Annotated in this window: 17 protein-coding genes and 2 pseudogenes; 4 read left to right on the top strand and 15 right to left on the bottom strand. The window is 54.9% G+C overall.

Annotation, left to right across the window (positions count from 1 at the left end; translation table 11 throughout):
• The first annotated feature begins 6 nt into the window (after positions 1-6).
• Positions 7-993 (top strand): zinc-dependent alcohol dehydrogenase family protein, encoded by a 987-nt coding sequence (locus tag KORM41_RS11555; protein WP_068147974.1) that lies wholly within the window; start codon positions 7-9, stop codon positions 991-993.
• 124 nt (positions 994-1,117) lie between these two features.
• Here KORM41_RS11555 and KORM41_RS11550 read toward each other — a convergent pair whose 3' ends face one another.
• From KORM41_RS11550 to KORM41_RS11540, 3 genes are all read right to left on the bottom strand, one after another.
• On the bottom strand, positions 1,118-1,561 hold the full coding sequence (locus KORM41_RS11550; protein WP_082719878.1) for a c-type cytochrome: 444 nt from the start codon (positions 1,559-1,561) through the stop codon (positions 1,118-1,120).
• Between the two features lie 46 nt (positions 1,562-1,607).
• On the bottom strand, positions 1,608-1,904 hold the full coding sequence (locus KORM41_RS11545; RefSeq protein ID WP_068147875.1) for a hypothetical protein: 297 nt from the start codon (positions 1,902-1,904) through the stop codon (positions 1,608-1,610).
• Between the two features lie 390 nt (positions 1,905-2,294).
• On the bottom strand, positions 2,295-2,762 hold the full coding sequence (locus KORM41_RS11540; RefSeq protein WP_068147872.1) for a YbhB/YbcL family Raf kinase inhibitor-like protein: 468 nt from the start codon (positions 2,760-2,762) through the stop codon (positions 2,295-2,297).
• Positions 2,763-2,960: 198 nt separating this feature from the next.
• Between KORM41_RS11540 and KORM41_RS11535 the strand changes: the two genes are divergently transcribed.
• Positions 2,961-3,311, top strand: coding sequence for a hypothetical protein (locus KORM41_RS11535; protein WP_068147869.1), 351 nt, complete (start codon positions 2,961-2,963; stop codon positions 3,309-3,311).
• A 39-nt stretch (positions 3,312-3,350) separates the two neighbouring features.
• Here KORM41_RS11535 and KORM41_RS11530 read toward each other — a convergent pair whose 3' ends face one another.
• From KORM41_RS11530 to KORM41_RS11475, 12 genes and pseudogenes are all read right to left on the bottom strand, one after another.
• On the bottom strand, positions 3,351-3,605 hold the full coding sequence (locus tag KORM41_RS11530) for an acyl carrier protein (RefSeq protein WP_197421082.1): 255 nt from the start codon (positions 3,603-3,605) through the stop codon (positions 3,351-3,353).
• On the bottom strand, positions 3,602-4,798 hold the full coding sequence (locus KORM41_RS11525) for a dihydrolipoamide acetyltransferase family protein (protein WP_068147866.1): 1,197 nt from the start codon (positions 4,796-4,798) through the stop codon (positions 3,602-3,604). The genes KORM41_RS11530 and KORM41_RS11525 overlap by 4 nt, the downstream gene beginning before the upstream one ends.
• Positions 4,799-4,807: 9 nt before the next feature.
• Positions 4,808-5,785: an alpha-ketoacid dehydrogenase subunit beta gene (locus KORM41_RS11520; protein ID WP_068147862.1), complete on the bottom strand. Its 978-nt coding sequence runs from the start codon at positions 5,783-5,785 to the stop codon at positions 4,808-4,810.
• Positions 5,782-6,777: a pyruvate dehydrogenase (acetyl-transferring) E1 component subunit alpha gene (gene pdhA, locus KORM41_RS11515; protein WP_068147859.1), complete on the bottom strand. Its 996-nt coding sequence runs from the start codon at positions 6,775-6,777 to the stop codon at positions 5,782-5,784. The genes KORM41_RS11520 and pdhA overlap by 4 nt, the downstream gene beginning before the upstream one ends.
• Entirely contained in the window at positions 6,774-8,558 is a 1,785-nt protein-coding gene (acsA, locus tag KORM41_RS11510; protein ID WP_082719877.1) for an acetate--CoA ligase, read from the bottom strand. The genes pdhA and acsA overlap by 4 nt, the downstream gene beginning before the upstream one ends.
• A gap of 531 nt (positions 8,559-9,089) precedes the next feature.
• Complete coding sequence (locus tag KORM41_RS11505; protein ID WP_068147963.1) at positions 9,090-10,796, bottom strand: cation:proton antiporter; 1,707 nt, start codon at positions 10,794-10,796, stop codon at positions 9,090-9,092.
• Complete coding sequence (locus KORM41_RS11500) at positions 10,783-13,515, bottom strand: cation-transporting P-type ATPase (protein ID WP_068147857.1); 2,733 nt, start codon at positions 13,513-13,515, stop codon at positions 10,783-10,785. The genes KORM41_RS11505 and KORM41_RS11500 overlap by 14 nt, the downstream gene beginning before the upstream one ends.
• Before the next feature lie 15 nt (positions 13,516-13,530).
• Positions 13,531-14,472 carry a universal stress protein gene (locus KORM41_RS11495; protein WP_068147854.1) on the bottom strand — a complete coding sequence of 314 codons (942 nt, stop codon included), beginning with the start codon at positions 14,470-14,472 and terminating at the stop codon, positions 13,531-13,533.
• A gap of 93 nt (positions 14,473-14,565) precedes the next feature.
• Positions 14,566-15,642, bottom strand: a complete 1,077-nt coding sequence (locus KORM41_RS11490) for an NAD(P)-dependent alcohol dehydrogenase (RefSeq protein ID WP_068147851.1) — start codon at positions 15,640-15,642, stop codon at positions 14,566-14,568.
• 336 nt (positions 15,643-15,978) lie between these two features.
• Complete coding sequence (locus KORM41_RS11485; RefSeq protein ID WP_068147848.1) at positions 15,979-16,629, bottom strand: hypothetical protein; 651 nt, start codon at positions 16,627-16,629, stop codon at positions 15,979-15,981.
• Positions 16,630-16,962: 333 nt separating this feature from the next.
• Positions 16,963-17,241: pseudogene (locus KORM41_RS11480) on the bottom strand (transposase); the annotation flags it as partial.
• A 336-nt stretch (positions 17,242-17,577) separates the two neighbouring features.
• Positions 17,578-18,591 (bottom strand): IS110 family RNA-guided transposase, encoded by a 1,014-nt coding sequence (locus KORM41_RS11475; RefSeq protein WP_068147846.1) that lies wholly within the window; start codon positions 18,589-18,591, stop codon positions 17,578-17,580.
• A gap of 76 nt (positions 18,592-18,667) precedes the next feature.
• Between KORM41_RS11475 and istB the strand changes: the two are divergent.
• Both istB and KORM41_RS11460 read left to right on the top strand, forming a co-directional pair.
• Positions 18,668-19,285: pseudogene (istB, locus tag KORM41_RS11470) on the top strand (IS21-like element helper ATPase IstB); the annotation flags it as partial.
• A gap of 984 nt (positions 19,286-20,269) precedes the next feature.
• Complete coding sequence (locus KORM41_RS11460) at positions 20,270-25,585, top strand: tyrosine-type recombinase/integrase (RefSeq protein WP_068147840.1); 5,316 nt, start codon at positions 20,270-20,272, stop codon at positions 25,583-25,585.
• Positions 25,586-25,597 lie beyond the last annotated feature (12 nt).

Genomic DNA, 25,597 nt, shown 5'->3' with positions numbered 1-25,597 from the left:
GAGACGATGAATGCAATGGTGCTGCCCCGCCCTGGAAAACCCCTTGAGCTTCGCTCTGTGCCCCGGCCTGCGCCATCCGAGGGTCAGATATTGATCCGTGTCCATGCATGCGCGGTCTGCCGAACTGATCTGCATGTCGCTGACGGAGACCTTAAACACCCCAAACTGCCCCTCATTCCGGGCCATGAAGTGATCGGCACTATCGCAGAGTTGGGGCCGCGGGTCACCGGTTTCAGCATCGGGGACCGTGTCGGTGTGCCCTGGCTGGGTCGCACGTGCGGCGAATGTCCATACTGTCAATCTGGGCGTGAAAATCTGTGTGAGAATGCGGCTTTCACGGGCTATACACTGGATGGCGGCTTTGCCGACTATATGGTGGCTAACCACCACTATTGTTTTCCCGTTCCGGATACATTCAGCGACGTGAATGCTGCCCCGTTAATGTGTGCGGGACTGATTGGCTTCAGGGCATACCGAATGACAGGAAGTGCACAGCATATCGGACTGTATGGTTTCGGAGCGGCCGCCCATATCATGACGCAGATAGCGCGGCATCAGGCGCGAAAGATTTATGCATTCACGAAACCAGGAGACAAAAAAGCACAGGCCTTCGCCAGTTCCCTGGGTGCTACATGGGCGGGTAACAGTGATGAGACGCCACCCCATCCATTGGATGCCGCAATTCTGTTTGCCCCTGTTGGAGATCTGGTACCCATCGCGCTTAGGCGGGTTGCGCCCGGCGGCACAGTGGTTTGCGCAGGTATCCACATGAGCGATATACCGTCCTTTCCCTATGAGTATCTCTGGCAAGAGCGAACGCTACGGTCCGTTGCCAACCTGACACGCGAGGACGGCGAGGCTTTTCTTGCTGAGGCGCCAAAGGTGCCGGTCAAGACCTCCGTACACCTTTATCAGCTCCGGGAGGCCAATCAAGCTCTGGACGATCTGCGCCATGGCCGCTTTGACGGCGCCGCGGTCCTGACCATGATATGACTGGCCATGATATGACTGGCCATGATATGACTGGATTGATGCATTCCAACACCTTATCCTGACCGCACCCAACCTGCAGGGTACGTCGCCCTTTTCCCCGAGCTGCATGCCTACACAGGTGGTGTTACATATGACCATAGCTGGTCGGCTGGTAGGGTTCCAACTCGTAGTGCGCCTCAAGAAATGCGACAAGGTCGGTCAATTCTTTGACTGTCAGCACTGCATTGTAATTGCGCATCTTCGAGATTCCGAAGTCATCGACGTCCTTGCCAGGAAAGCGCTTCGACAATTTGTGGGACGGATTGATGACGGATGTTACCAACTGGCCATAGGTATAGACTTTTCTCATCTTGCCACCCAGCTGCAGCGACATCTCTGGTTCAACATCCCCAAGGTCGAACGCCACCCCTTTCACCGTGTGGCAAGCGGTACACTGGCGGGCCTGGAACACTGCCTGGCCAGAAGCCACATCGCCTTTTGGAAGAGTAAAGCCCTTGGATTGATTATCTCCACACGCTGCCAATGACAGGCAAGCGCATGTCAGCAAAGCTATTCTCCATTTTGACATCGTTATTCTCCTTATTGAATGAAGTGCAGGCTACTTGCCCTGCCCGCTATTTGTCGGGCCTCGCAGAGCGATCAATTGTGACACTGCGGACTTCTCCGCTAACGCCCGGAAACTCGTCAAACAGCGCCGCAATCAGATAAGGCATCATGACTGACAGGTTGGCCGATGCATCCAGTCCATGCACCATACCTTCATAGACGACCGGCTGCCCTTCGCCCGCACGCCGCACTTTCAGCTCCAGAAAATGGACGAATTTTTCCCTGATCTCGACACCGGTGTCAAAGCATTGCATGCCATAGTAAAGCGGGCCTCCTGGCTCATGTGGGCGAAAATGATACCGCATGGAACATCTGGGTAGTCGTGTTATTTCCTCAGGCCCTGGCCCGACACCGTAACCGATCTCAAATACCAGGTCTGTGTCCGGGCTCGTTAAGGGCCGATATCCTACCTTGGCCAAAACCGGTGCTATTTGTGCTGCATAATGTTTGAATTCCGGACCGCCAGTTTTTGCCGGATCTTTGTGCACAAGCCTCACGCGTTCACCATGCGGTTCTTCAAGGGAATGAAAGGACACGACATTACAGTCAACAGAGGAAGCGCACCCCGCAAGCAACAGAATCACAAGACAACAAAACCACCGATTAAATCCTTCCAACATCGTTGTCCTTCCATCTTTTATTGATCATCTCAAAAAAACAGCCCCTACATAGCTTGGTTCTGTTTCACAGTTGCGTCATTCACGGCCGTAATATCCCATCAATTCGGCGCTTTCGATCACATGGGGCTTGGCCGCAGCCAACACCTCGGCGCAGGTCGCGCCATGCCTTACCGGTAATGTATGAACATCGAGCGCTGAAATCTGAAACCGATACCTGTGGGGTGCGTTACGCAAGGGCGGACAGGGTCCGCTATAGCCCGCCAGGCCAAAATCATTGATGGCCTGACGAAAGGACTGCTCATCGGTGGTATTCGTATAGCCGGTTTTCAAACCCGCCCATGTCGGCGGTATGTCGTATGCTGCCCAATGACGAAAGACCCCACTGGGCGCATCCGGGTCTTCGCAGGTTAGCAAAAAGCTCTCCGCCTCTTCTGGTGCGCCCCGCCACCTGAGCGCGGGCGAACAGTTATCACCCTCACAGGTGTAATTAACCGGTATTCTTCCTTTGTCTTCGAAAGCGGAACTGGTCAAACTGAGGCTCATGGCATCCTCCTTAAATGAGCAAGCGTCCCCGCCAGCAGCCCGGTACGAACCTCAGAATGAACGCGCTTCCATCTCGTGTCATTGAGCCAGATCAACATCCGCACCAACCTCTGGCGGCACATCAATAGGTATTCAGGCCTTTTCGTGATAACCTGAACACGCACTTTCCTTCCGGCAGACTGTCGCGGAGATATGAGGATGCAGGAATTCGCAACGGTGACATTCAGCGGTGTCGCAGCAAATCCGGTAATGGAACAGGATGTTGCAACCCGGGTTCGGCGCCTCCAGGAACGCTTCGGCGACATTTATCCCATTCATGTCACCATTGAGGTGCTGTCACCAGACGATGGCCCCTCAGTGAAAGTAGCTGTTGTACTGCATTGGCACGGCCAGCGTATTGGCATCAACTGCCACGGCTTCCTGCCCAGATTGACGGATAGCGTCAGACAGGCGCTTGACGACGCCTTCAGTGGGGCAGTGCACAATATCCGGCAAATGCACTGGCGGCTGGAAGGATTCGGGTCGCAAACACGATCCGATTGCTGCTAAGCGGCAAAGGGGTTCCGTTCTTCCTCCGAAAACGGTTCCTCAGCTTTTTCCTTTTAGGTAATCGAGTGCGCCTTTAATCGTCACCAACTGGGCTGCGTCCTTGTCCGGAATATCCACACCAAGGCGGTCATGAAGCGCGATCACCAAATTCATGATATCCATCGAGTCCAGATCAAGCGCATCGCGCAAGTCCGCGTCCTCGGCCACACCGTCGAGGCTGGCGTCAGGTGCGATAGCCAACAATTCTTCTTCAAAAGCGCGCCGAAGCGCATCATGGGTCATGTGGGACGTCATAGGGCCTCCGGTTTCTGTAGAAGCGTTTCGATGTCGCGCAGGAACAGGGCACCGCGCCTGCCGTCGCCGACCCTATGGTCCGCGGCCAGCGTGCTAATTACCGTGGGGGCAGCCACAAGTGAGCCATCCACAACCAGGGGGCGCTCTTCCACTGTGCCAAAGCCGACAATCGCCACCTGCGGCGGGTGGATAACGCCGTAGACTTCGTCCACGCCGCGATCGCCGAGGCTGGTGATCGTGATCGTCGGGTCCGCAAGTTCCGATCCCTTCAGGCCACCCGCCCGCACCCGGGCAACCAGATCGCGCATCGCGGCCATCAGGTCACTGAGCGACAGGCTGTCAGTGTCGTGGACCGCAGGAGCAATCAAGCCGCCACCTCGTACAGCCACAGCAACACCGCAATGGATGGCGACGCTTGGTGTAAAGGCATCGTCTTCATAAAAGCCGTTCATGTCCGGGAAATTCTTCAGCGCAAGGGCCACGGCTTTCACCAGTAGCGCGCCCATTAGCAATCGGCCCGCCGGCTCTTGCGATCCATTATAATCCTCAAGCCACGCGCTGGCGGCCTGCAGGTCAATCTGGTGCTTGAGGTAATAGTGCGGGATTTCCCGCTTCGACCGGGCCATCGCCCGGCCAATGGCCTTGCGCATCTCGGTGAAATCGATCCCTGATGCACGAGCGGCCTCTCGTGGTGTCGCTTTCGGCGCGCCCTCTAGGTCGCAGCTCGTGACCGCACCACCGGGGCCGGTGCCCTTGATGCCTGACAGGTCAACGCCCGTCTCCGCAGCAAGCTTGCGGGCAGCGGGCGACGCCCGGTGACGCCCGGCGCTTGCGGGGGTGGGTGCCGCCGTGGGTTTAGGTGTCGGTGGTGGCGCTTCCGGCGCGGCTGTAACTTCCTGCGTGGGCTCTAGCGCAACCGCTGACTCCGGTGCAGGTGCAGGCGCGGCCTCTGGCGCCGAAACATCACCGATTTCGGCGAGCGGTGTACCCACCGGCACGGTCTCACCCACTTCGACCAGCAGTTTGCCGACAGTGCCTGCCTCGAACGTCTCGATTTCAATCGCGCCTTTCTGGGTTTCAACAACCGCCACAGTATCACCCTTGGCAACCACGTCACCCGGCGCGATCATCCATTCCACCAGCGTACCGGCCTCCATATCGGCCCCCAGCGACGGCATTTTGAAAAGCCCCATATGCGCCCCCTACCGGCCCATGGCGGCCATGGCCGCGGCGACAATCCTGTCCACTTGCGGCAAGGCAGCGTCTTCAAGATGCTTGGGGTACGGGATCGGGATTTCGGCCGAGCATACCCGGCCCACGGGCGCGTCCAGTTCCCAGAAGGCGCCTTCCATGATCCGGGCGGATATTTCGGCCGCTAGGCTGCCGGTCAGCCAGCCTTCATCCACAACCACCGCGCGCCGGGTTTTCGATACCGTCTCAAGGATCGCGGCATTATCGAGTGGGCGCAGCACGCGAAGGTCCAGCACCTCGGCGCCGATCCCTTCCTCTGTCAGCACCTCTGCGGCCTCCAGCGTTTTCGGCAGGGACCCGCCATAGGTGATCAGGCTAATGTCGGTGCCCGCACGGCGCACAGCGGCAGAGCGAAGGTCCGCAACTGAGGATGTGTCCAACGGCTCCGTTCGTCCATAAAGCATGACATGCTCGAAAATGATCACCGGGTCTGGGTCCTGAAGCGCTGGAGCCAGCATGGCATAGGCATCCTGCACGGTCGCGGGCGCGAGCACCCTCAGCCCCGGGATATGGGCATACCAATTCTCAAGGCTGTGAGAATGCTGGGCCGCCAGTTGCCGCCCGGCACCGGTTGCAATGCGGATCACCAACGGCACACCCACCTGCCCGCCGGACATATGGCGGAAGGTGGCGGCGGTATTCAAAATCTGGTCAAGCGCCAGCAAGCTGAAATTCACCGTCATAATCTCGACAATCGGTCGCATGCCACCAATCGCTGCACCGATGCCGGCGCCAGTGAAGGCTGATTCCGACAGCGGCGTATCGCGCACCCGGTCTTCGCCGAACTCTTCGGCAAGCCCTTTGGTTACAGCGTAAGTGCCGCCATAACGGGCGACATCTTCACCCATGATGAAAACCCGGTCGTCTGCCTTCATGGCGTCGCGTATGGTCCGGCCAACGGCCTCCCGGTATGTCACCTCTTCGGTCATCCCAAAGCCCCTACTTCTTCAAGCATTGTGTTCACGCTTTCCCATTCGCTTGCTTCGGCAAAGGCAACTGCGGCTGTCACTTCCGCTGCCACCTCTTCCTCGATCCGAGCGAGATCGGCCTCATGCGCCATGCCCGCCGCCACCATCCAATCCCGGAAGCGAACCACCGGGCCCTTCTTCTCCCACGCCGCCACTTCGTCTTTCGAGCGGTACAGCTGGGGGTCGAACATGGAATGGGCGCGGAAGCGGTAGGTGCGGCACTCAAGGAAATAGGGCCCTTCAGCCGCACGGATGGCACCCGTGGCACGGCGGGCTGCGGCTTCCACCTCCACCACATTCATGCCATCCACCACTTCAGCAGGTAGCCGGTAACTGGCGGCCTTGGCATGGATATCGGTCTCAGACTCGGATCGGTCGAGCGCTGTGCCCATGGCATAGCCATTGTTTTCGCACACGAACAGGACGGGCAATTTCCATAGCGCCGCGAGATTGAGACTTTCGTGGAACTCGCCTTCTGCTACAGCCCCTTCGCCGAAGAAGCAAACTGTCACCCGGTCGCGCCCCTGCATCTTGTCGGCAAGCGCGAGGCCAACCGCCAGCGGCAGGCCGCCGCCCACGATGGCATTGCCGCCATAAAAGCGCCGCCCGACATCGAAAAGATGCATCGATCCGCCGCGCCCCCGGCAGACACCGTCAATCCTCCCGAACATTTCCGCCATGATGCGATCCGCGGGCACCCCGCGCACAAGCGCATGCCCGTGTTCGCGGTAAGTGGCCACCACGGCATCCTCGGGGCCCAGGGCTTCTGTCACCCCGGTCGCCACAGCCTCTTCACCGATATACAGGTGCAGGAAGCCCCGGATTTTCTCCTGGGTGTAGAGCTCTGCACACTTTTCTTCGAACCGGCGGATACGGGTCATCTGCTTCATCAGGTGCAGGCAATGGTCGCGCGTTAAGTGCGGGCGGACATCGCCTGGGGCATACTTGTTCATTTGAATGTCTCCAGGGTGGACGTGTCGCCCTCCGGTAGCCCGAGCTCACGGGCCTTCAAGAGCCGCCGCATGATCTTTCCGCTCCGGGTTTTCGGCAATTCATCGGCAAATTCGATCACCCGTGGCGCGACAGCCGCGCCAAGGCTGCGCCGGACGTGGGCAAGGATATCGCGTCTCGTCGTCTCGTCGGGTTCAATCCCGTGATGGAGCGTCACGAACGCCTTCACCACCTCGCCCGCGCGTTCGTCCGGCACGCCGATCACCGCGGCTTCCGCCACGGCATCATGCGCCACAAGCGCGCTTTCCACCTCAAATGGGCCAATCAGATGACCAGACGATTTGATCATGTCGTCCGCACGCCCGACGAACCAATAATAGCCGTCCGTGTCGCGCATAGCCAGATCGCCGCTCAGGTACCAGCCGCCCTTGAAGCATTTCTCGTAGCGCGCTGTCTCGTGCAGATATCCGCGGAACATCGAGGGCCAGCCGGGCCTGAGAGCCAACTCACCCACCTCACCCGCAGACGTGATTTCCCGCACGCTACCATCCTCGCGCAGTTCAACGATGCCCGCGTCAATACCTGGCAGCGGGCGCCCCATCGACCCCGGTTTGATATCACCTATGGCCAGATTGCCAATCATGATCGCGCCGGTTTCCGTCTGCCACCAATTGTCATGGAATGGTTTACCAAAAACGTCAGCGCTCCAGATCACCGCTTCAGGGTTCAGGGGTTCCCCCACCGACGCCAGGAACCTGAGCGCCGACAGATCATATTCGCGCGCCAAGTCGCCTCCCGCCTTCATCAACATGCGGATGGCTGTGGGCGCGCTATACCAAACCGTTACCTTTTGATCCTGCAGTATGGTGTACCAGCGCTCGGGGTTGAACTCTGCCTCGTCAACAATCATGGTCGCACCGGTCGTCAGCGGCGCAATAATGCCATAGGAGGTGCCTGTCACCCAACCGGGATCGGCGGTGCACCAGATGATATCGTCTTTCCTGAGATCAAGAGCGTACTGCGCCGACACATGATGCGCCAGCACCGCTTCATGCACATGGAACGCCCCCTTGGGCTTACCGGTCGTACCGCTGGTGAAATGCAGAAGCGCCATGTCATGCGGCCTCGTTTGTGCCACAGGGAAGCCGGGATCACCGGCTGCCAACAGGGTATCAAACGACAGCGTATCATCCGGCAGGTCATCCGCATCTCCCACGATCAGGACGTGCTTGAGCGTTGGCAACTCGCCCCTGATGTGGGCGATTTTTTTCTGATAGAATGCTTTCGTGGTCACAAGCACAGCACCTTCGCCGATACTGATGCGTGCCTTGATGGGGTCCGGCCCAAATGCTGAAAAAAGCGGACAGAACACGGCACCACGCCTGAGTGTGCCCAAAGCGGTGACATAAAGTGCGGGCTCTCGTCCCATCAGCGCGAAAACCCGCTCCCCCTGCTCAATGCCCAGATGATCAAGGACCGACGCGAACCGGGCCGTATCGCGCGCCAGGTCGGCGTAACTGATATCGCGACAGTTACCCGATTTCCCGAGCCAGCGGATGGCGGTCTTCTCGCAGCCGTTCCACATCACATGCCGGTCAACCGCCTCATAAGCAATATTGAGCCCGCCTTCCGGCAATCCGTCCAACTGGCGTCCGGCTGCCTTCCAGGAAAAGGTCGAACAAAGGGCCTCATAGTCCTTGCCATGCCAAAGCAGGGCTTGACCGATCCGCTGCTCCAGCGGCGAAGATTGTGACACGAATGACTTGTCCTCTGTGGGCAGCATCTGACAATCCCTCCTGTTCGCAGTATCCACGAAGCGTAAATGCCACCATTAAGCATAAGGAGCGACGATCAATCGTCATTGACAGAAATCAATATGAACCGTTTGGTCTACCCGCGTGAGGCACGCAGTCAGATGCATGAAGCACAGGCAGCATAGAGACCTTCAGCTTCACCAATTGACAGGCTCGCTGATCTACCAGTGTGCTTTCTGACTCACAACGGTAATTCAGCACTAACTGGAAACAATCATATTCAACCTGAAAGGGACGTGGCGTAGCTTTGATATTGGCCAATATCCGTGACCTGCGCGTCACTTTCCTGCAAAAAAGGTCTTGACGTTAAAAAGCTGTGTCTAGTGCAACGAGTATAGTAGTTGAGTTTAGACATGTTCCTGAACCTCCCTTCCTCACCGGACGCTTGCCTTTCCTGTGAAAGGCTTTCGATAGTCGTCTGCATCGACAAGTGTCCGTCAGCCATATTTACAGGACATCGTCGGCGGCCCTATCAGTATCAGGGCTCACTCAGTTTGGAGCTATTCAGTTTCTCTTAATTTTTCTTGCAAGATCTTCATCCGCAACACAGCCTGTTCCGCCGCGTCAAAAAACGGCAGGAGAACCAGTGTCGCCCCTTTCTCTCTGAGGATTTCCCTATCGTGGGAGCGCTGAGTAGATATTGCGATTCCGGCGCTGCAGTGTTGCTGTTTCAACCCTTCCAGAAGGATGAGACGAGGATCCTCATGAGTGACGCCGATATCATGCTGGGGCATGGCGGAGACAATCCACTTGACGCCATTTAATGGCAGGCTGGCGATAAATGCCGGATCGCTCGCATCTCCATAAATGGCCGCATGCCCCTGTGCCCGCCAGCGGCGAACCTCATCCGGATTGAAATCTACCACCAGCAAGCTGTATTCCTGCTGTAACAGATAGTGTGCAATGGCTTTTCCGTACCGACCGATACCAAAAAGGATAACGTCGTATTCCCCTTTGGCCAGGAGCTGCTGTTCGAGTTTTTCCTCACGGTAGGGCTTCTTCCGTTCGAATAGGTCGAACCAAGGCTCCAGCCTGCCATAAAGGCCGTGGGAATAAGTGATCATATAAACCGACAGGGAAATCGTAATCAGCCCAACCAGAGTCACTAGCCCCAACGATTCCGCCGAGACATGCCCCAGCGTGAGTCCCATCGCCATAAAGATGAGCGAAAACTCGCTGATCTGGGCGACGGTCAGTCCAGCCAGAAATCCGGTGCGTTTTCTATACCCCATCAAACCCATAATGATCATCACGATCAGCGGGTTACCGATAAGCACAAAGACAGAAAAGGCCAGTGCGGGAGCAACTTGCGCGCCAAGCAAACCGAGATCGAGCTGCGAGCCCAGTGCAATGAAGAAAAACAACAGGAGGAAATCCCGCAGAGAGGAAAGGCCCGCCACGATGGCTTCGCGGAATGGCGTGGAGGCCAGCGATATCCCGGCGAGCAAGCCACCCAACTCTTTACTGAAACCAAGCTCGCTGCCAATGGTGGCCAGAAGCGCAGCCCATGCAATGGCAAAAATAATCAGCAGTTCTTGTGAGTGGGCGATGCGGCTAACCAGCGGCGTCGCGAGGTGGCGAATAAAAAGCAGGATAAAACCTAGCATCAGAATGCCGTAGAACACGTTAGTGCTGATATGTACGAACACCGAACCATCATTCCCCTCCTGGGCACCCACACCGAAGGCGGACAGAACCATCATCGCCAACACGACGACAAGGTCCTGCACAATCAGAAAGCCAATGGCGATCCGGCCATGTAGGGAATCGACTTCGCGTTTATCTGAGAGCAGTTTGACGATGATGATGGTGCTGGAGAAGGTCAGCGCCACGGCAACATAGAGAGAAGTGACCGTATCCAGCCCCAGCGCAAGACCGATGAGAAAACCTATCACCGAGGTGAACGTCACTTGCCCCAGCCCTGTTGCTAGCGCTACGGGGCCAAGGGTACGGATCAGCTTCAAATCCAGTTTCAGGCCGACCAGAAATAGCAGCACGGCGATGCCGAGCTCTGCCAGCAACTCGATATGTTCGTGCGACTGCACAATCCCGAGGGCTGAGGGGCCGGCCAGTACGCCGACTGCAATGAAGCTGACGATCATCGGCTGGCGCAGCAACAAGCCTACGGAACCGATAACAGCGGCCAGGGCAATGAGCGCCGTCAGTTCATAGAACGGCGAGGCATGCAGGAAGCTAAGATCGGGCATGATCATTCGTCACTTTTTGTGATGCCCGAAGGCGGACCTGTTTTTCGATTTCGATGATCGCGAACAGGGCCACGCCGACACCGACAATCAGCAGGCCATCCAGGAATGGGATGGACTCTGTGGCAAAGACCGTCTGCAAGAGCGGCAGATAGGTAATCGCGAATTGCGCGGCAGTGATGACGATGACCACCGTCCAAACCATCTTGGTCCCGCGCACCGCCTTCCATGTCAGCGAAGTGCCATAGATATTCCGGATAAAGAACAGGTGGAATATTTCCATCACCACCAGCGCGTTGAGCGCGATGGTGCGGGCGAGTTCTACCGAATAGCCCCGGTCAACTGCATAGTGATACATGCCGAACACGCCGCAAAGGAACAGCAACGACACCAGCACGATATGCCAGACCAGCCCGCCGGTTAACAGCGGTTCATCACGAGGGCGCGGCGGACGGCGCATGGTACTTTCTTCCGTCGGTTCAAAAGCAAGCGCGATGCCCAGTGTTACAGCGGTAATGAGATTGACCCACAGAATCTGGACGGGTGTTATCGGCAGTGTCATCCCAGCCAGCAACGCGACAATGATGGTCATCGCTTCGCCTGCGTTGGTGGGAAGCGTCCAACTGATCACTTTCTTGATGTTGTCGTAGACGGTGCGGCCTTCCCATACTGCGGCGGCTATGGAGGCAAAGTTATCGTCTGCCAGCACAAGTTCCGCCGCTTCCTTGGCCGCTTCACTGCCTTTTAAGCCCATGGCGATACCCGCATCGGCGCGTTTCAGGGCGGGCGCGTCATTCACGCCATCCCCGGTCATCGCAACTGTCATGCCATGCGATTGCAGCGCCATGACCAACCGCAGTTTATGTTCCGGGCTGGTGCGGGCGAAGATGTCACAAGCCAGCACGGTCTGACGCAGTACCGCGTCGTCCATACCGTCGAGATCGCGTCCGGTCAGAACCTTTTCCGGGTTTTGCAATCCGATTTGCTTGCCGATAGCAGCCGCCGTTTTTGCATGGTCGCCCGTGATCATTTTCACACGGATGCCTGCGCCGTGGCATTCCTTGACTGCCGCAATCGCCTCTGCACGCGGCGGGTCGATCATCCCTGTCATACCCAGCAGTGTGAGTGTACCTTCAACATCCCCATGTTCGAGCACCGTATGGTCCGACTTCACCGGTCTCACCGCAACGGCGAGCACACGCTCCCCAAGCGCGGCGATAGCCTCGGCTTTCCCGTGCCAGTAAGCAATATCCAGTGCTTCCGTATAACCGTTCATGGCGCGCTGATCCTGACACATGGCAAGTATCTGTTCCGGAGCGCCCTTGACGAACACAAACGCATGGCGTTCATGGTCGTGATTCAGTGTCGCCATGAAGCGGTGCTTGGCATCGAACGGAATAGCGTCCGTGCGTGTCCACGCCGCCTGTGTCTTGCGGACATCCACATCCATTTTTCCAGCAAAGGCTAGGAGCGCCCCCTCCATCGGGTCGCCCTCTACCGTCCATACGCCATCATGCTCGCGCAGGAATGCATCGTTGCAGAGTGCCGCCGCACGCGCGAGTTCTTCCAGCACGGCATGTTCGGAAGGTGCGACATGTGCATCTTCTAGCTTGAGCAGTCCTTCAGGCGCATATCCGTCGCCTTCCAAGGCGAAAAGATGCTGACAGGTAAGCACAGAGGCTACCATCATCTCGTTGCGTGTGAGCGTGCCGGTTTTGTCGGTGCAGATAACGGAAACCGATCCCAGTGTTTCAATTGCCGGCAAACGCCGTACGATGGCATTGCGCCGCGCCATAGCCTGTACGCCGATCGCCAGCGTAATGGTCAGGACAGCAGGCAACCCCTCGGGGATCGCGGCAACTGATAGCCCTACCACCGCCATGAACATCTCTGTGAATTCATGGTGGCCGACAAAATATCCGTAAGCCAGCAACAACGCGGCAATCAGCAGAATGAGGATGGTCAGCCATTTAGCGAAGATACCCATCTGCGCCACAAGCGGCGTGGTCAGTGTTTCAACTTCTGAAATCAGCCCGCTGATGCGTCCGATTTCGGTCTGGCTGCCGGTGCCTACGACAGCGCCTTTGGCTTGGCCAGCCGTCACCAACGTGCCGGAAAATGCCATGCACGACCGGTCGCCGAGAGCGACGTCACTGGCCACTGGTTTAGTATGTTTCTCGACCGGCAATGACTCGCCGGTCAGAATAGCCTCCTGCACCGACATGCCATGCGCGGTTAGAAGGCGCAGATCGGCGGGCACTTTGTCTCCCGCTTCAAGCAAGACAATGTCACCGGGAACGAGCGCTTCGCCTTCTATGCGGTGTCTTTCCCCATCGCGGAGCACATTGGCGCGGGGCGCCAGCATATGGCGGATGGCCTCCATCGCCTTTTCCGCCTTGCCTTCCTGAATGAACCCGATAAGGGCATTGGCGACAACCACGGCCAGGATCACGCCCGTATCGATCCAGTGGTCGAGCGCAGCTGTAATCGCAGCGGAGCCGATCAGCACATAGATCAGGATATGATGGAATTGCTGCAGAAAACGCTTGAAGCCGCTGCGACGGGCGGCTTCCGGCAGTCGGTTGGGGCCGTATTCCGCGAGCCGCTTTGTTGCTTCAACATGCGAAAGCCCGCCCGCCGGAGCTTTAAGAAGCTCCAACGAATTTTCAGTAGATAACGTGTGCCATGATTTCTGGCTCTCGTCCGCGCCCGCCTTTTCCATTATCACCCTATACCTTCAGTACGCTTTCACTGGTGAGACAAACCCCTGTGGTTTAAGTGCCATCAATGAACAGGAGAGATTCTGCACGATATTCTCCGCCGTATTACCGATGATGAAGCCAGGGATGCCGGTACGGGCAACCGTACCCATCACCAGAATGTCGATCTTCTTGTCCGTCACGAAAGACGGGATACATTCCTCGGCCTTGCCGCGCAGATGGTGCACCCGGCAGTTGCCGGAAATGCCGGATGCCTTGATCAGCCCCTCAAGTGCCGTGCGGTGTTTGTGTTGGGTGCCCTGAACAGCTTCTGCAATTTGCGCATCCGTGGCTTTTATCCAGATGCTGTCGCGCAGGAAGGATTCGAACTCGTAATCCCAGCAGGAAACGATATGCAACTCGCCGCTGCAGCTATCTGCCAGCGAGCGCGACAATTCCAACATGCGCTTTGATAGAGCCTTCGCCGCTTGTTCCATGCTCTCCGGGTCAATGGCCACGGCGACCTGAATATGCTGTCTTGAATGTGCAATCGGGCGGCATAGCCACATTGCACAAGGACATTGGCGCAGCAACTCCATATCGATAGCCTTAAAGCCGCTGTCACTGCCTTTGAGAAGCTCAGCCTCCTTTATCAACAGGTCGTGCCCGTGCCGGAGCACATACTGAATGATCTTTATGGACGGAGTATTGTCGCTAACGAGTTCAATCGTAATATCGACAATGCCTTCTTTTTGCTTGATAGCTTTTTTGGTCGAACGTATCGACGCTTCAGCCTGAGCAACAAGCGCCTCTTCGTACTTCTTCCGGTAGTCAGGAAATTCTTCTGGAAATTCCGGGCACACAACCAGAACCCCCAATGGAGCGCCGTTATTCCGTGCCAGACTCAGTGCCTGCTTTAGTCCCTCGGTTTCGTCAGCGACACCATAGCTAACATAGAGCGGATTGTGGTAGTGACGCATATTTAGCCTCCTTGATTCCGAGGTCCACGACCCCAAAAATGTGCATGGCCTGCGTGCATCATGTTTAAGCTGGATGCACGTACAACCCACAGGCTATGGTGTCAGCGCGACCTTGAGGACACCATCTCGCTGGTTCGCAAACAGTTCATAGGCCTCCTCAATGTCCTCAAGCGCAAAGCGATGTGTTACCAGTGGGCTGGTATCCACGCGTTCGGAATCAATGACTTCCATCAAACGGCGCATGCGCTCCTTGCCGCCAGGACACAGCGTAGTGATAATCCGATGGTCACCGAGACCAGCCTGAAACGCATCTAGGGGAATTTTCAGATCGCCGGAATACACACCCAACGAAGACAAGGTTCCCCCTGGCCGCAACACACGGAGAGCCACTTCGAAGGTTTCCTGACGACCAAGCGCCTCTACCGCAACGTCCACGCCCCGTCCATCCGTCAGTCGCATGATTTCGTCCACCGGATTGACCTTGGTATAGTCGACAACATAGTCAGCTCCCATCCTGCGGGCGATAGTCATGCGCTCAGGTATCGCGTCAACGCCGATGATCATGGTGGCTCCCATCAGGCGCGCGCCTGCGGTTGCACAGAGCCCGATGGGACCTTGCGCAAATATCGCCACGGTATCACCTATGCGCACCTGGCCGGATTCCACACCGGAAAAGCCGGTTGACATGATATCCGGGCACATAAGCACTTGCTCATCCGTCAGTCCGTCCGGTATTAAAGCAAGGTTTGTCATTGCATCCGGAACCAGCAAATACTCTGCCTGGGCACCATCAATGGTATTGCCAAAACGCCATCCGCCGAGTGGCTTGAAGCCATGCTTCGTTCCCGCTCCATCCTGGGAATGATGGCCGCAAAGGCACGCTGCACTGTGCCCGCTTGGGGTAATAGCTCCAGCAATTACCCGCTGACCTTCTTCATATCCGGTCACGGCCGAGCCAAGCTTTTCAATGATGCCCACGGGTTCGTGACCGATGGTAAGGCCCTTTGCGACCGGATATTCCCCTTTCAGAATGTGGATGTCGGTGCCACAGATGGTGGTCGTCGTAATGCGGATCAGAGCGTCAAGAGGCCCCACATCCGGTATAGGCTTCTCATCAAGTACAATTCTGTTTGGTTCGACAAATACTGCAGCTTTCATTGTTTTAGCCATGGCTGTTCCTCCTCCAGACGCCACGTAGGACCAGAATTCACTGTGAACTCAGTACGAGCAGAGAAGTCCAATCATTCACCAGCGACTGTAAAAGCGACTGTAAATCCCTAATTGTAAACTAGGGCCATGCGGACGCATGCACATTGATCATAATCAAACAAGGCTTCTCTGGTAAGGGAGCAACTACCGACTGCATTCACACATTAGGTTGCCAATCAGAGCGGGCACTTCCCCGACAGCCCCTTAGACGAACAAGCATTGCACCCCAGCCACCCCTATCCGAAGAAGTCACTGGCTGGAGTTTCAAGCCAACTTTCAGAACTGATAGCCCAGTTCTTAGCCGCGCCAGTTGGTGTAGCCTGTCCAAGCAGCTGTGAGCAATAAGGCAACCAGCAAAGCAAGCAACCCTGCCGCCATCAGAATTGACTGTTTTCGACTAGGACCATTGCTTCCACCCTTGCTTTCTTCGGCTTGATATAGTGGAACAAGCAGGGCATCGACACCGCTCATGATAACGAGTGCTACCGCAAAAAGTATCAGCTTGGTTGCCAGCCAGGGTGCCTCGACAGGCGCTCCCGACAAGTGGGACAGAATGCCAGCCCCCAAAAGAACAAGCACAAAACCAGCTTGCAATACACGCTCTACGACCCGCATGGCTTTGGAGGCCACTGAGGCCCCACTTGGTGCTCCGACCCAGTCAATCACCAACCAAAGAAGCGCAAAAACCCAAATGCCGACCATAGAGCCATCACCAAGCGTGATCAGTGCGAGGTTATTCGATAATTGTAACCCCATGGGCAACATCAGGATAAGCGCTGCCTTTGGAAGACGTTGTACATAGGCAAGATTTTGAAGGTGCAGTTGACCTTCAGGCTCGGAAAGCATCTCTCGATACCGACACAACAGCAAAACCAATAGAGCAACAATCGAACCCAGCCAAACACCAAACAGTGTGATGTGCAGAAAAGTGTGAAAATGGTGCTCCATGAAACAGTCCTCCCATTAGGTACAGTTATTGTGCAATAGTCGGCAATATATAGCAGACCAGCGTGTCTATTGTCGACTGACATAGATATAACTTGGCCAGCGCGTTTAAGGTTAAATCTGCTTCCAGCAACCTCCAAGGCAACATCCACATCAATGCCCCGTTATCGATCCGGGCTGACCATCTTAGAATGACCCAGAATACGCTGGGCAGCCCTCAGGTTCTTCGTCTACTTGTATGTCGCCGAGATCTCGGTATGTCAGAGCGAATGAGTGCCATGATTGCTTTTGATACAACCCGATGTCTCTGATCCACGATTTGCGGCCCGTACATATTGCCTTGCGCAAGATCTCGTTGGCCTGCCTCAGTTCCCGGTTCTCCCGTTCAAGGGCCTTCAGCTTGTCGGCAACCTCGGTCGGCATACCAGCCCGCTGGCCGCTGTCCACCTCTGCTTTCTTGACCCATTCGTTCAGGGTCTGAGGGACACAGCCAATCTTGCTGGAGATGGATACAATCGCTGCCCAACGGGACGGATAATCGCCCTCATGGGAAAATACCATGCGGACCGCACGGTCGCGGACTTCAGGTGAAAATTTGTTCGTGGTCTTGCTCATAATGGCTCCTTTTACTCAGAAGTTGGAGCCTCCGGCAATCCCGGGGCGTGTGTGGATGCCCCCTGTTTTGCAAGGTGATTTTCTGACTTTTTCGACTTGGCGCTTCTATCGGTCGTGTGTCAGGCCTCCGATCGTGGCCTGAAGGTGCCACGGGGCCGGTATGCAGTTCGAAGAACGAAGGTCCACATCGGTTCAAAGAGCTTTGACGCTCGAGCCCCGGGACTGGTTTACCTCGTCCTGAACATTGAACTCCTTGCCGCATATTGGTCAGTCGATCTCCTTGTCAGGGCCGGGCCCTGAGCGCTTTCCGTCTTGCTGTCAATTGGTAGCAGCGGATCACGCCAAACGATAATCCTCATTCCTTGTCATCATTGCCCATATGTTTCGCGCCATTTTGTTGGCCAATGCTACAGCCGCAACCATACGAGGCTTTCGTCCCAGAATGCGACCAAGCCAATTGTCAGGCAATTCGCCTTTGCGCACGATCCACCTGATGCGGCTCATCGCACCGACGATCAGCAGCCTCCGAACGTCACTCTGCCCCATCTTGCTGACCCCGCCAAGACGCGTCTTGCCTCCAGTAGACCGTTGTCTCGGTACAAGCCCCAGCCTGGCAGCGAAGTTCCTTCCGCTGGAGAAGCTATGCAGATCAGGCGCGAAGGCCATGATCGCGCCCGCCGTCACCGGACCAACACCTGGTACTGTACAAAGCCGTCGCATATCGTCATTAACCTTCACAGCCTCTCGAAGCCTACAAGTCAATTCATCGATTCTGGTGCTGAGCAGTTCGACCTGATCCAGATAGAGGCGCACAATGTCTTCTACTCCCGCAGGAAGATCTATCGCTTGATCCTTCAGCATACTGGTGATGGTTTTGATATTGGCGCGACCCTGAGCAACGACAACTCCGAACTCGGCAAGGTGGCCACGTAATGCATTGATCAGCTGCGTGCGCTGCCCCACAAGACATTGATGGGTACGAAATGCCACAGCTCGTGCCTGATGCTCGGCACTTTTAACGGCCACCCAGTGTATGTTCGGGCGCTTCGCTGCTTCAGCAATCGCGGAAGCATCAGCCGCATCATTCTTCTGCCGCTTGACGAAGGGTTTCACATAGATCGGCGGAATCAGGCGGACCTCATGCCCAAACCCTTCAGCAACTCTCCCCCAGTGGTGGCTGGTGGCACAGGCTTCCATGGCCACGATGCAAGATGTTTGCGCTTCCAGAAGCTTCTCCAGCTTTGTTCGCGAGATCATGCGGTTATATAGAACCGCCCCATCCCGATCAGTTGCGCAGACCTGAAAGCTCCGTTTCGCCAGATCGATTGCCAAAATGTAAATGTTCGTCATGATGCTCTCCTTCGATGATGCCGCCGCAGCGGCGTTGTGACATCATACAATGTCGCTCGAAAGGGGCATCCACCCCATCAGTTCAGAATTGATTGACCGCGAACGCCGCATGGTGGAGCGGCGGATCAAACAAGCCCGCTTTCCCACTACAAAAAGCCTCGACAGCTATGAGTTCAAGGCCATGCCATCGCTCAACAAGCTGCTCATCATGGAATTGGCTCGCTGCGATTATATCACCCGCAACGAGAACATTATCGCCGTTGGCAACAGTGGTACCGGCAAAACCCACATCGCCCCCGGCCTTGGATTGGCGGCTTGTCAAAAGGGCCTGGCGGTTGGCTTCATTACAGCCTCAGCGCTCGTCCATGAACTGCTGGAAGCCCGCGACGACAAACGCCTCTTGCGCCTGCAGAAACAACTCGCCAAATACAGACTGCTGATCATCGACGAGTTGGGCTATGTTCCCTTGTCCCCAACCGGCGCCGAACTGCTGTTCGAGGTCTTCTCCGGGCGCTATGAGCGCGGCAGCACCATCGTGACATCAAATCTGCCGTTCGATGAATGGACCAGCACTTTCGGCTCCGAACGCCTCACCGGCGCGCTGCTCGATCGGCTGACCCATCATGTCCACATCCTCGAGATGAACGGCGAAAGCTACCGCCTCAAACAGAGCCGATCAAAACCTGTAGGCTGACGTTGCTTGCGAAGCGGGAATAGTAACGCCGAAGGCAAGAAGGGGCCCAATTGGGCCCCTTCTTGCCTTCTTCATCAACAGTTCTTGCTCAAGCTGGATCCCGGGTCAGCACCGCGACGACAACCAAAGCCAGCGTGATGTATTTTTACTCCGGCGGCTGAGGGAATTTTACTCCGGCGTTGACAAGAAGCAGGATCCAGAGAAAAATTTTCTGTCCACGAACATCGAGCCAACGGAAAATCCAACTTCGAAGAGGCGGCACTACTAGCGTAGATTGGAAAGAAAATCGGGGTATCTATGCATCCTATGGCGGATAGCTTCGGCAAGTCCGCTGAAGGGCGCATTTTTATTAAAATTTATATGAATTTTTGACCATTCTTGGCGACGCTGGTTAAGCTCTCAGTTCAACATTTTTTGAATTCGCTGTCAGAGTATCGGTGCTTACGTTATGAAGTCGGTTCTGTCCCGTCCAAATAAACCCAGACTCTCCTTACGGCTGGCCAAAAATTTTAGGTTCACCCTCCATCCTGAAATCCAAAACCACCTCGGACACATTCCGTTCGAGCCCAAGGTACCCTCATGGATAGTCAAGGATATTGCGCGACTGCAAGCGCACATGCTTGAGCAGAGAATCTGCATTTCAGTCGGCAAACTTCGGTCTCCATCGAAACCTACGGTCTTCGAATATTTTGGCGGGTTTGCCGCTGTCGCTATCCTACGAGAATTAGAAGCCCTCCCCGTAGGCCTAAAGGACAAACTAAAAGTTCCAATTGCCAACTATCCTGGTATTTCGCCGGATCGCATTCGCACAATCGCCGGTAGCGAGCTATTGTGCCTATCCACTTTTCACAAAGCTTCTATCACAGACATTAAGGCATTGTATCAAGGCCAGCCACCCTCGCCCAAAGTCCTTCCAGAACCGGACGCTTTTGGAAATAGTTTGAGTAAGGGAGAGGGATAATATTCGATCAACACATTGATGGGGTGCCACTCCACGCCATCCCGAACCTGAAACGGCGGCTTCAACAAGTCCACGATGCGTTCGATAACCAGCCCAACGTTCAGCAAGAATGCATACGTTGGGCCAACGAACTTGAGGCTTATCGTCAGGCCCCAGAGCGCTTCCCCCAATCAGAGAAAATGTCCGCGCGAATAGTTTTGGGCGAGCTTCCGTTGTTGGGGCTCATCAATACAAGTCCCCCCTCCGATCCCACACACAAAGCTAGATTAGAAAAGCTTTATATCAACATCGTGGCAGCAAGTCTGCTCGCAGCCGATTGGTTTGATCGGCACGGTACGGTACCAACATCGATTGGAAGCGCAGGTGCTGCACTTAGGTCCGCCAGGAAAAACAACCGGGGCATCCTCGATCTCTTTGCCGATACCACGAATGACCTGAAACAGTTCCTGGCCCACCTCGAACAACTGGAGACAGACAATTCTAAACCAAAGTCTCTAATCAATAACGTGATCACTCCCTGGCGGAGACTGCTGCAATATGCATGTGCGCGGAAAAAAGGAAAACGGGCCCATAGCAAAGACAGTCTATCCTCGACCATTTCACTGGCCTTCAGTAGCTCAAGCGATATATCAAATAGACCGCCACGCGTGTTGCAGACGAGATACAATGACGACAGTGCCAACAGTCATACGCCAGCACGTGAAAACAGCTATTTCACATCCTCAACAACATATGTCGAACACACCCGCACGCGAGCGTCTCAACCGGATGCCAGATGCTCAAATCTACAGCACAAAGTTAACAAGCGGATTAATCAGAGCCTCGTTATGGGGCAACTATTGTCCGCCACCCATCCAAAATCCCTCAGCCCATACATTGTCGCGACGATCAAGTCAGAATGCCTCAAACAGCTTAAGAACCCAGGGAAAATAGGTACGTCTAGCTGGAAAAACAGCCTTTTTATACTGCTGTCCCTAGTGTTTGGGAGACCGGTTCGGCTGATCAAAGGCTTAAAACACCGGCCTATTGGCCCGAACCGAAAACCCAAAGAAGTGTGTTGGGTGAAGATTGAGGAAAAATGGTACCTCTATGACAAGATTCAAATCCCACGCGAACACCTTCCCGATCATATAGAGGACAATGTCACCAACGAGCTATTTGCCCATAAAGAATCCCTGGGGTGTCTTTTGCCTGTGCCGCGGGAGCTTGAAGGCTACCTAGATGAGTATCTTTCTGGCACCGGAGAAGATGCTTGGCATTTGCCCGAGAATGAAGGCCAAACCCTGCGTGGGTTTTCGAGCCTAAAGCACCGTCAAGTTACACTTTCCAAAATTGCCGCCCAACTCTCGCTATCACTTCGGCACGCGGGTGTTGATAGTGTCATACAGGGACATATTTGCGGGACGGGCGCCGATGAAACGCCCGCTCTGTTTTACGCTCAGGTGTCACCATATACCGTGATTTCCTGCTTTAACGACTATGTGGAATCACTCGGATTTGAGACTGAATCGGGTGCCCCAGTCGATGGCGTGCAGGGCAGCCTTTTAGTGCCCCACTCCAAGCGCATCTTCAGTCATTTTCAGGAAATGCGCGCTGAGATCCAAAAACTGGATGCGAACAAGCCAGCAGACGTATTCAATCACCACAATCTGCTAACGCTGTATACCTACATGTTGCTCTGCTTAGCAACAGGGCATCGCCCGGTCACAGAACCGTTTGAATACCTCCGCGACTTTGACTTGGAAGCTGGCTTCGTCTGGATCTGTGACAAAGTGGTTCGCACTAACCACTCGTCCCGGGTCGTCCCACTTTGCGAAACTGCACTTGAGCAAATGCTTCGTTATCTCAATCATCTGAAGAACCTCCAAAAGAAGCTAATGCCCAGCAACATCGCACTGGCCCATTTCATAGGAGACGTCCTTGCCAGCCGCCAGCCACTTTTTTTTCTGTTCACAAATACTGGTCCTCAATCGCTTTCCCCACAGGTCCTGAAGCACAAAGACAGATTTATCAGTCCGCTGCCTCAGAATTGGCAGCGCCACCAGTTGCGTAGCACCCTTACCGGAAACGCCTGGGACGAAAGCATCAATGCTTTCATGGGCCACGCCTTGCTTGGCGTTGGCCCCATGAGCTGCACGAGTGGATATAACTTTGCTAACCTCAAGACCATAGGCCATCAGGTACAATCGATGCTGGATGAAAGAGGCATTATTCCGATTGGCGCCTCTCCACACCCCAATCGCATTGGGGCCTATCATCCCCCAAAGAAGCAAGAAGGAGCAATCGGGCGACGTAAAAGGGCAAAGAACAGGGAAACGTCCCGACAAATCGCGATCCGAAAATATGACCAGCTTGAAATTGACCTCAATTTTAACAGCGCCAACATTACTTCAGCCGAGCAATATGAACACGCACTCAAGGATATTGAAGCCAAGATTGAGAGCCTAAACTTAACGGCAGAAGCACTTGTTTATATCAAAGGGAAACTGTTACGGACGGCACAAAAGATCGTCCGGACAAACAAGCTGCATGTGAGTTTGCCTCAAGTGCCAACAAGATTGACCTTTGAGGGTTCTTTTCGAAACGAACAATGGTTTTCGAGCGCTCGTTACATTCATGTATGGGAACGACTGTTTAAAGACAGGCTAAACTCGATCACTCGTTCGTCCAATGAAGACGAAAAAACACTGATTGGCCTGATCCTCTATTCTGCAATTGTACATGGTGGTTTGACAGACCTTGAGATGGTGAAGAAACTGGCAGGCACCCTTTCAAAACCAGAACCCACGCTTCAGCGAATGGGCCCATATGCCTGGCTCGAGCTGCGCGCCGAAGCGGCCGGCCGGCGTAGCCGCTACAGCATGAAGCTCGAAGACGAGAGATGCTATCGACACAGGCACTGGTTCCCGGATGTAATCAGCCTAGCGCTTATAAGGCGCCTCTGTAGAAGGAAGAAAGAGGCACCTGAACAAAAAACCCTGAAAGTAGGCTTACAAACCAAGGCCGTTTTTGTACTCATCCAGAAAGCTGTTTTCGCTGGAATACCCAATAAAACTTCTATCACTAAGCTTGATCAACTTACTGCCGCAGGGTTCTGGTCTTTGGAAAGCCGTCAGGGTATTGAAATCAGTGAAGCCCTCCAGTCACTCGCTTCAAACCATTTCAGGACCTTTTCCGTTAGCCCAAAGGCATGGAGATCCTTGTTTAGCCCACTCAACGAAGTAAATCAGGTGTCTGCGCGGCTTCCCCGCGATGAACGCGCCGCTCGAGGTAATATTTTGAAAAAGGACCCCAACGAATGGGGGACATTTTATGACCGGGAATTGTTGCCCGCCATCACACCACCTTCATTTGAAAACGGCAAGATCACCACTGGCCAAGCCGTAGCCAACCTGAAATTCCTTCGAGACCGGGACAATCTGCCGGTGCACTTGCGCCTTGCTATTGACTGGCTGATCGAGGTTGCTTTGAGAAAAGACAATAGCCCGGCCACACTCCAGCGCTATTGTTCAAACCTTGTCCTACCCCTCATCTATGAAACCAACGGGGAAGTGCCGGACCTGCAGGACGAAGTATACCTTCAAGAACTATACACCAATATGCAGACCTTCCACACGACCCAAGGGGAGACTGACTATCTGATGGGGCGGCTGGCAGATTTCCATAGCTTCGCCATGAAGGATCGCCGCTATCGATTGCCCGAACTAGAGACCTTGCCATGGCACAATCGCCAACGACATACGCGCGTAAGAACCAGAATTCTATCCATAGAGCAGGTGCGCAAAGCGATTGACGTTATGCTCGAGAACGAGCCGAACATGTTAGAGAGGCGCAAGATTGCCCTTTACGTCACGCTTGCCTTCCGGACCGGGATGCGTCTGGGCGAATTGGCAAAATTACGGGTCTGCGAAGTTGAGAAATCAGACGACTTCGTCGTTACCATCAAGAATAACCCATATGGTGATAACAAATCAAAAGCAGGACACAGACGAATACATCTAAGCTCATTTCTCGATGACGATGAGCTCAAAGAGTTTCGTCTTCTGATGAACCACAAAACGGCATCCAAAAAGCATCTTCTTAAGCCACTTTTCGACAAGAACGATACTGGCATTCCCTATAAACCCAGCGCAATCTCCAAAATGTTCTCGATGGCCATGAAGGCATTGACCAATGAAGATGACATCGTGTTTCACAATCTGCGACACAGTTGTTTTTCCTGCCTCCATGCAACGCTTGAAGAGGTGTATGAAGCCTCCCAAGGTTTCACCGGGCTTTCCATCGAACAACTCAGAAATATCCGTACGCACTTGATGGGACATGCGTCTAACCGCATGGGCCTTTATTATACCTTGGCGGCTTTCGCCGGCCATGCTGATCCGCGTGAGACCATGACAAGCTACCTCCACCTAACTGACCTTATCCTCTTCCAAAAGCTACAAAGACAGTCATTGGTCGTCAGCACTGATAAATTGGCCCAAATCGCTGGGGTACAGGGCAAGAGATTGTCTGGTCTCGGGGCCCAAGAACGGCACGAATATCTGGCCACTCAGCCAATCGCCAGTGTCATAGAGCATCAATACAAGCCACTAACCAATCCGCCCTTTTCTCTAGGGTCAGATGATGGATTGCCATTTGAAAGCGCAGATCCCGACCTTGCTCTGACAAACACAATTTTGCGCCTCGTCGAGGAAGGGTCCAGAAGCCGCGACGTGGCAGATCAGTTCGGGATCGAACGTAGACAGGTAGAAGAGTGGATTCAGAAGGCCCGCGTATTGCAGCAGCTCACTACCCGCCGCGGAAATAAACGGCTGCAGCCCCACAATGACAGCTCTATTCTCACGGTGAAGGCCCCAAACGACAAGTCCGTGCGACTGGAATTAGCAAATGTGCTCGAAACCATTCCGGATTATCTCCGTTCCATGACGGGGCAAGAGATCGCAGAGTTTACCCTCATGGTGTTGAGAGCTTCATCACCCAGTGCACGCTCTTACCGACTGCACCAACCTGAGCAGATTAGTGATATTGTCGATTTCTTTGCACCCATGATCCCAAAGAGCCGGTGGCAGTTCATCATTGGCATTCCGGACGGAATAGACCGTGAGACGACGGAATCAACGTGGAGAAAGACTATTCCCAGACAAGCTGCATACCGTTTCAATGTGAAGGACGCCATCATCAAACCCCAGTTTCCCGATGGAATCGCATTTATGCATCTAGTCAATCCAATCGGGGATCGCTATTCCAGTCTTCCCAAGATCGTGGCCTATCTGGCTGCAATTGCCTATTGCGACATTGATGATTTAACTGCCCTGGTCGAGACGGCTGACGCCGCGTAGCACCGCCGCCTA

The sequence above is a fragment of the Kordiimonas lipolytica genome (assembly GCF_001550065.1).
The sequence above is the reverse complement of the archived record's forward strand: the minus strand, read 5'-3'. Positions and strand labels throughout refer to the sequence as shown.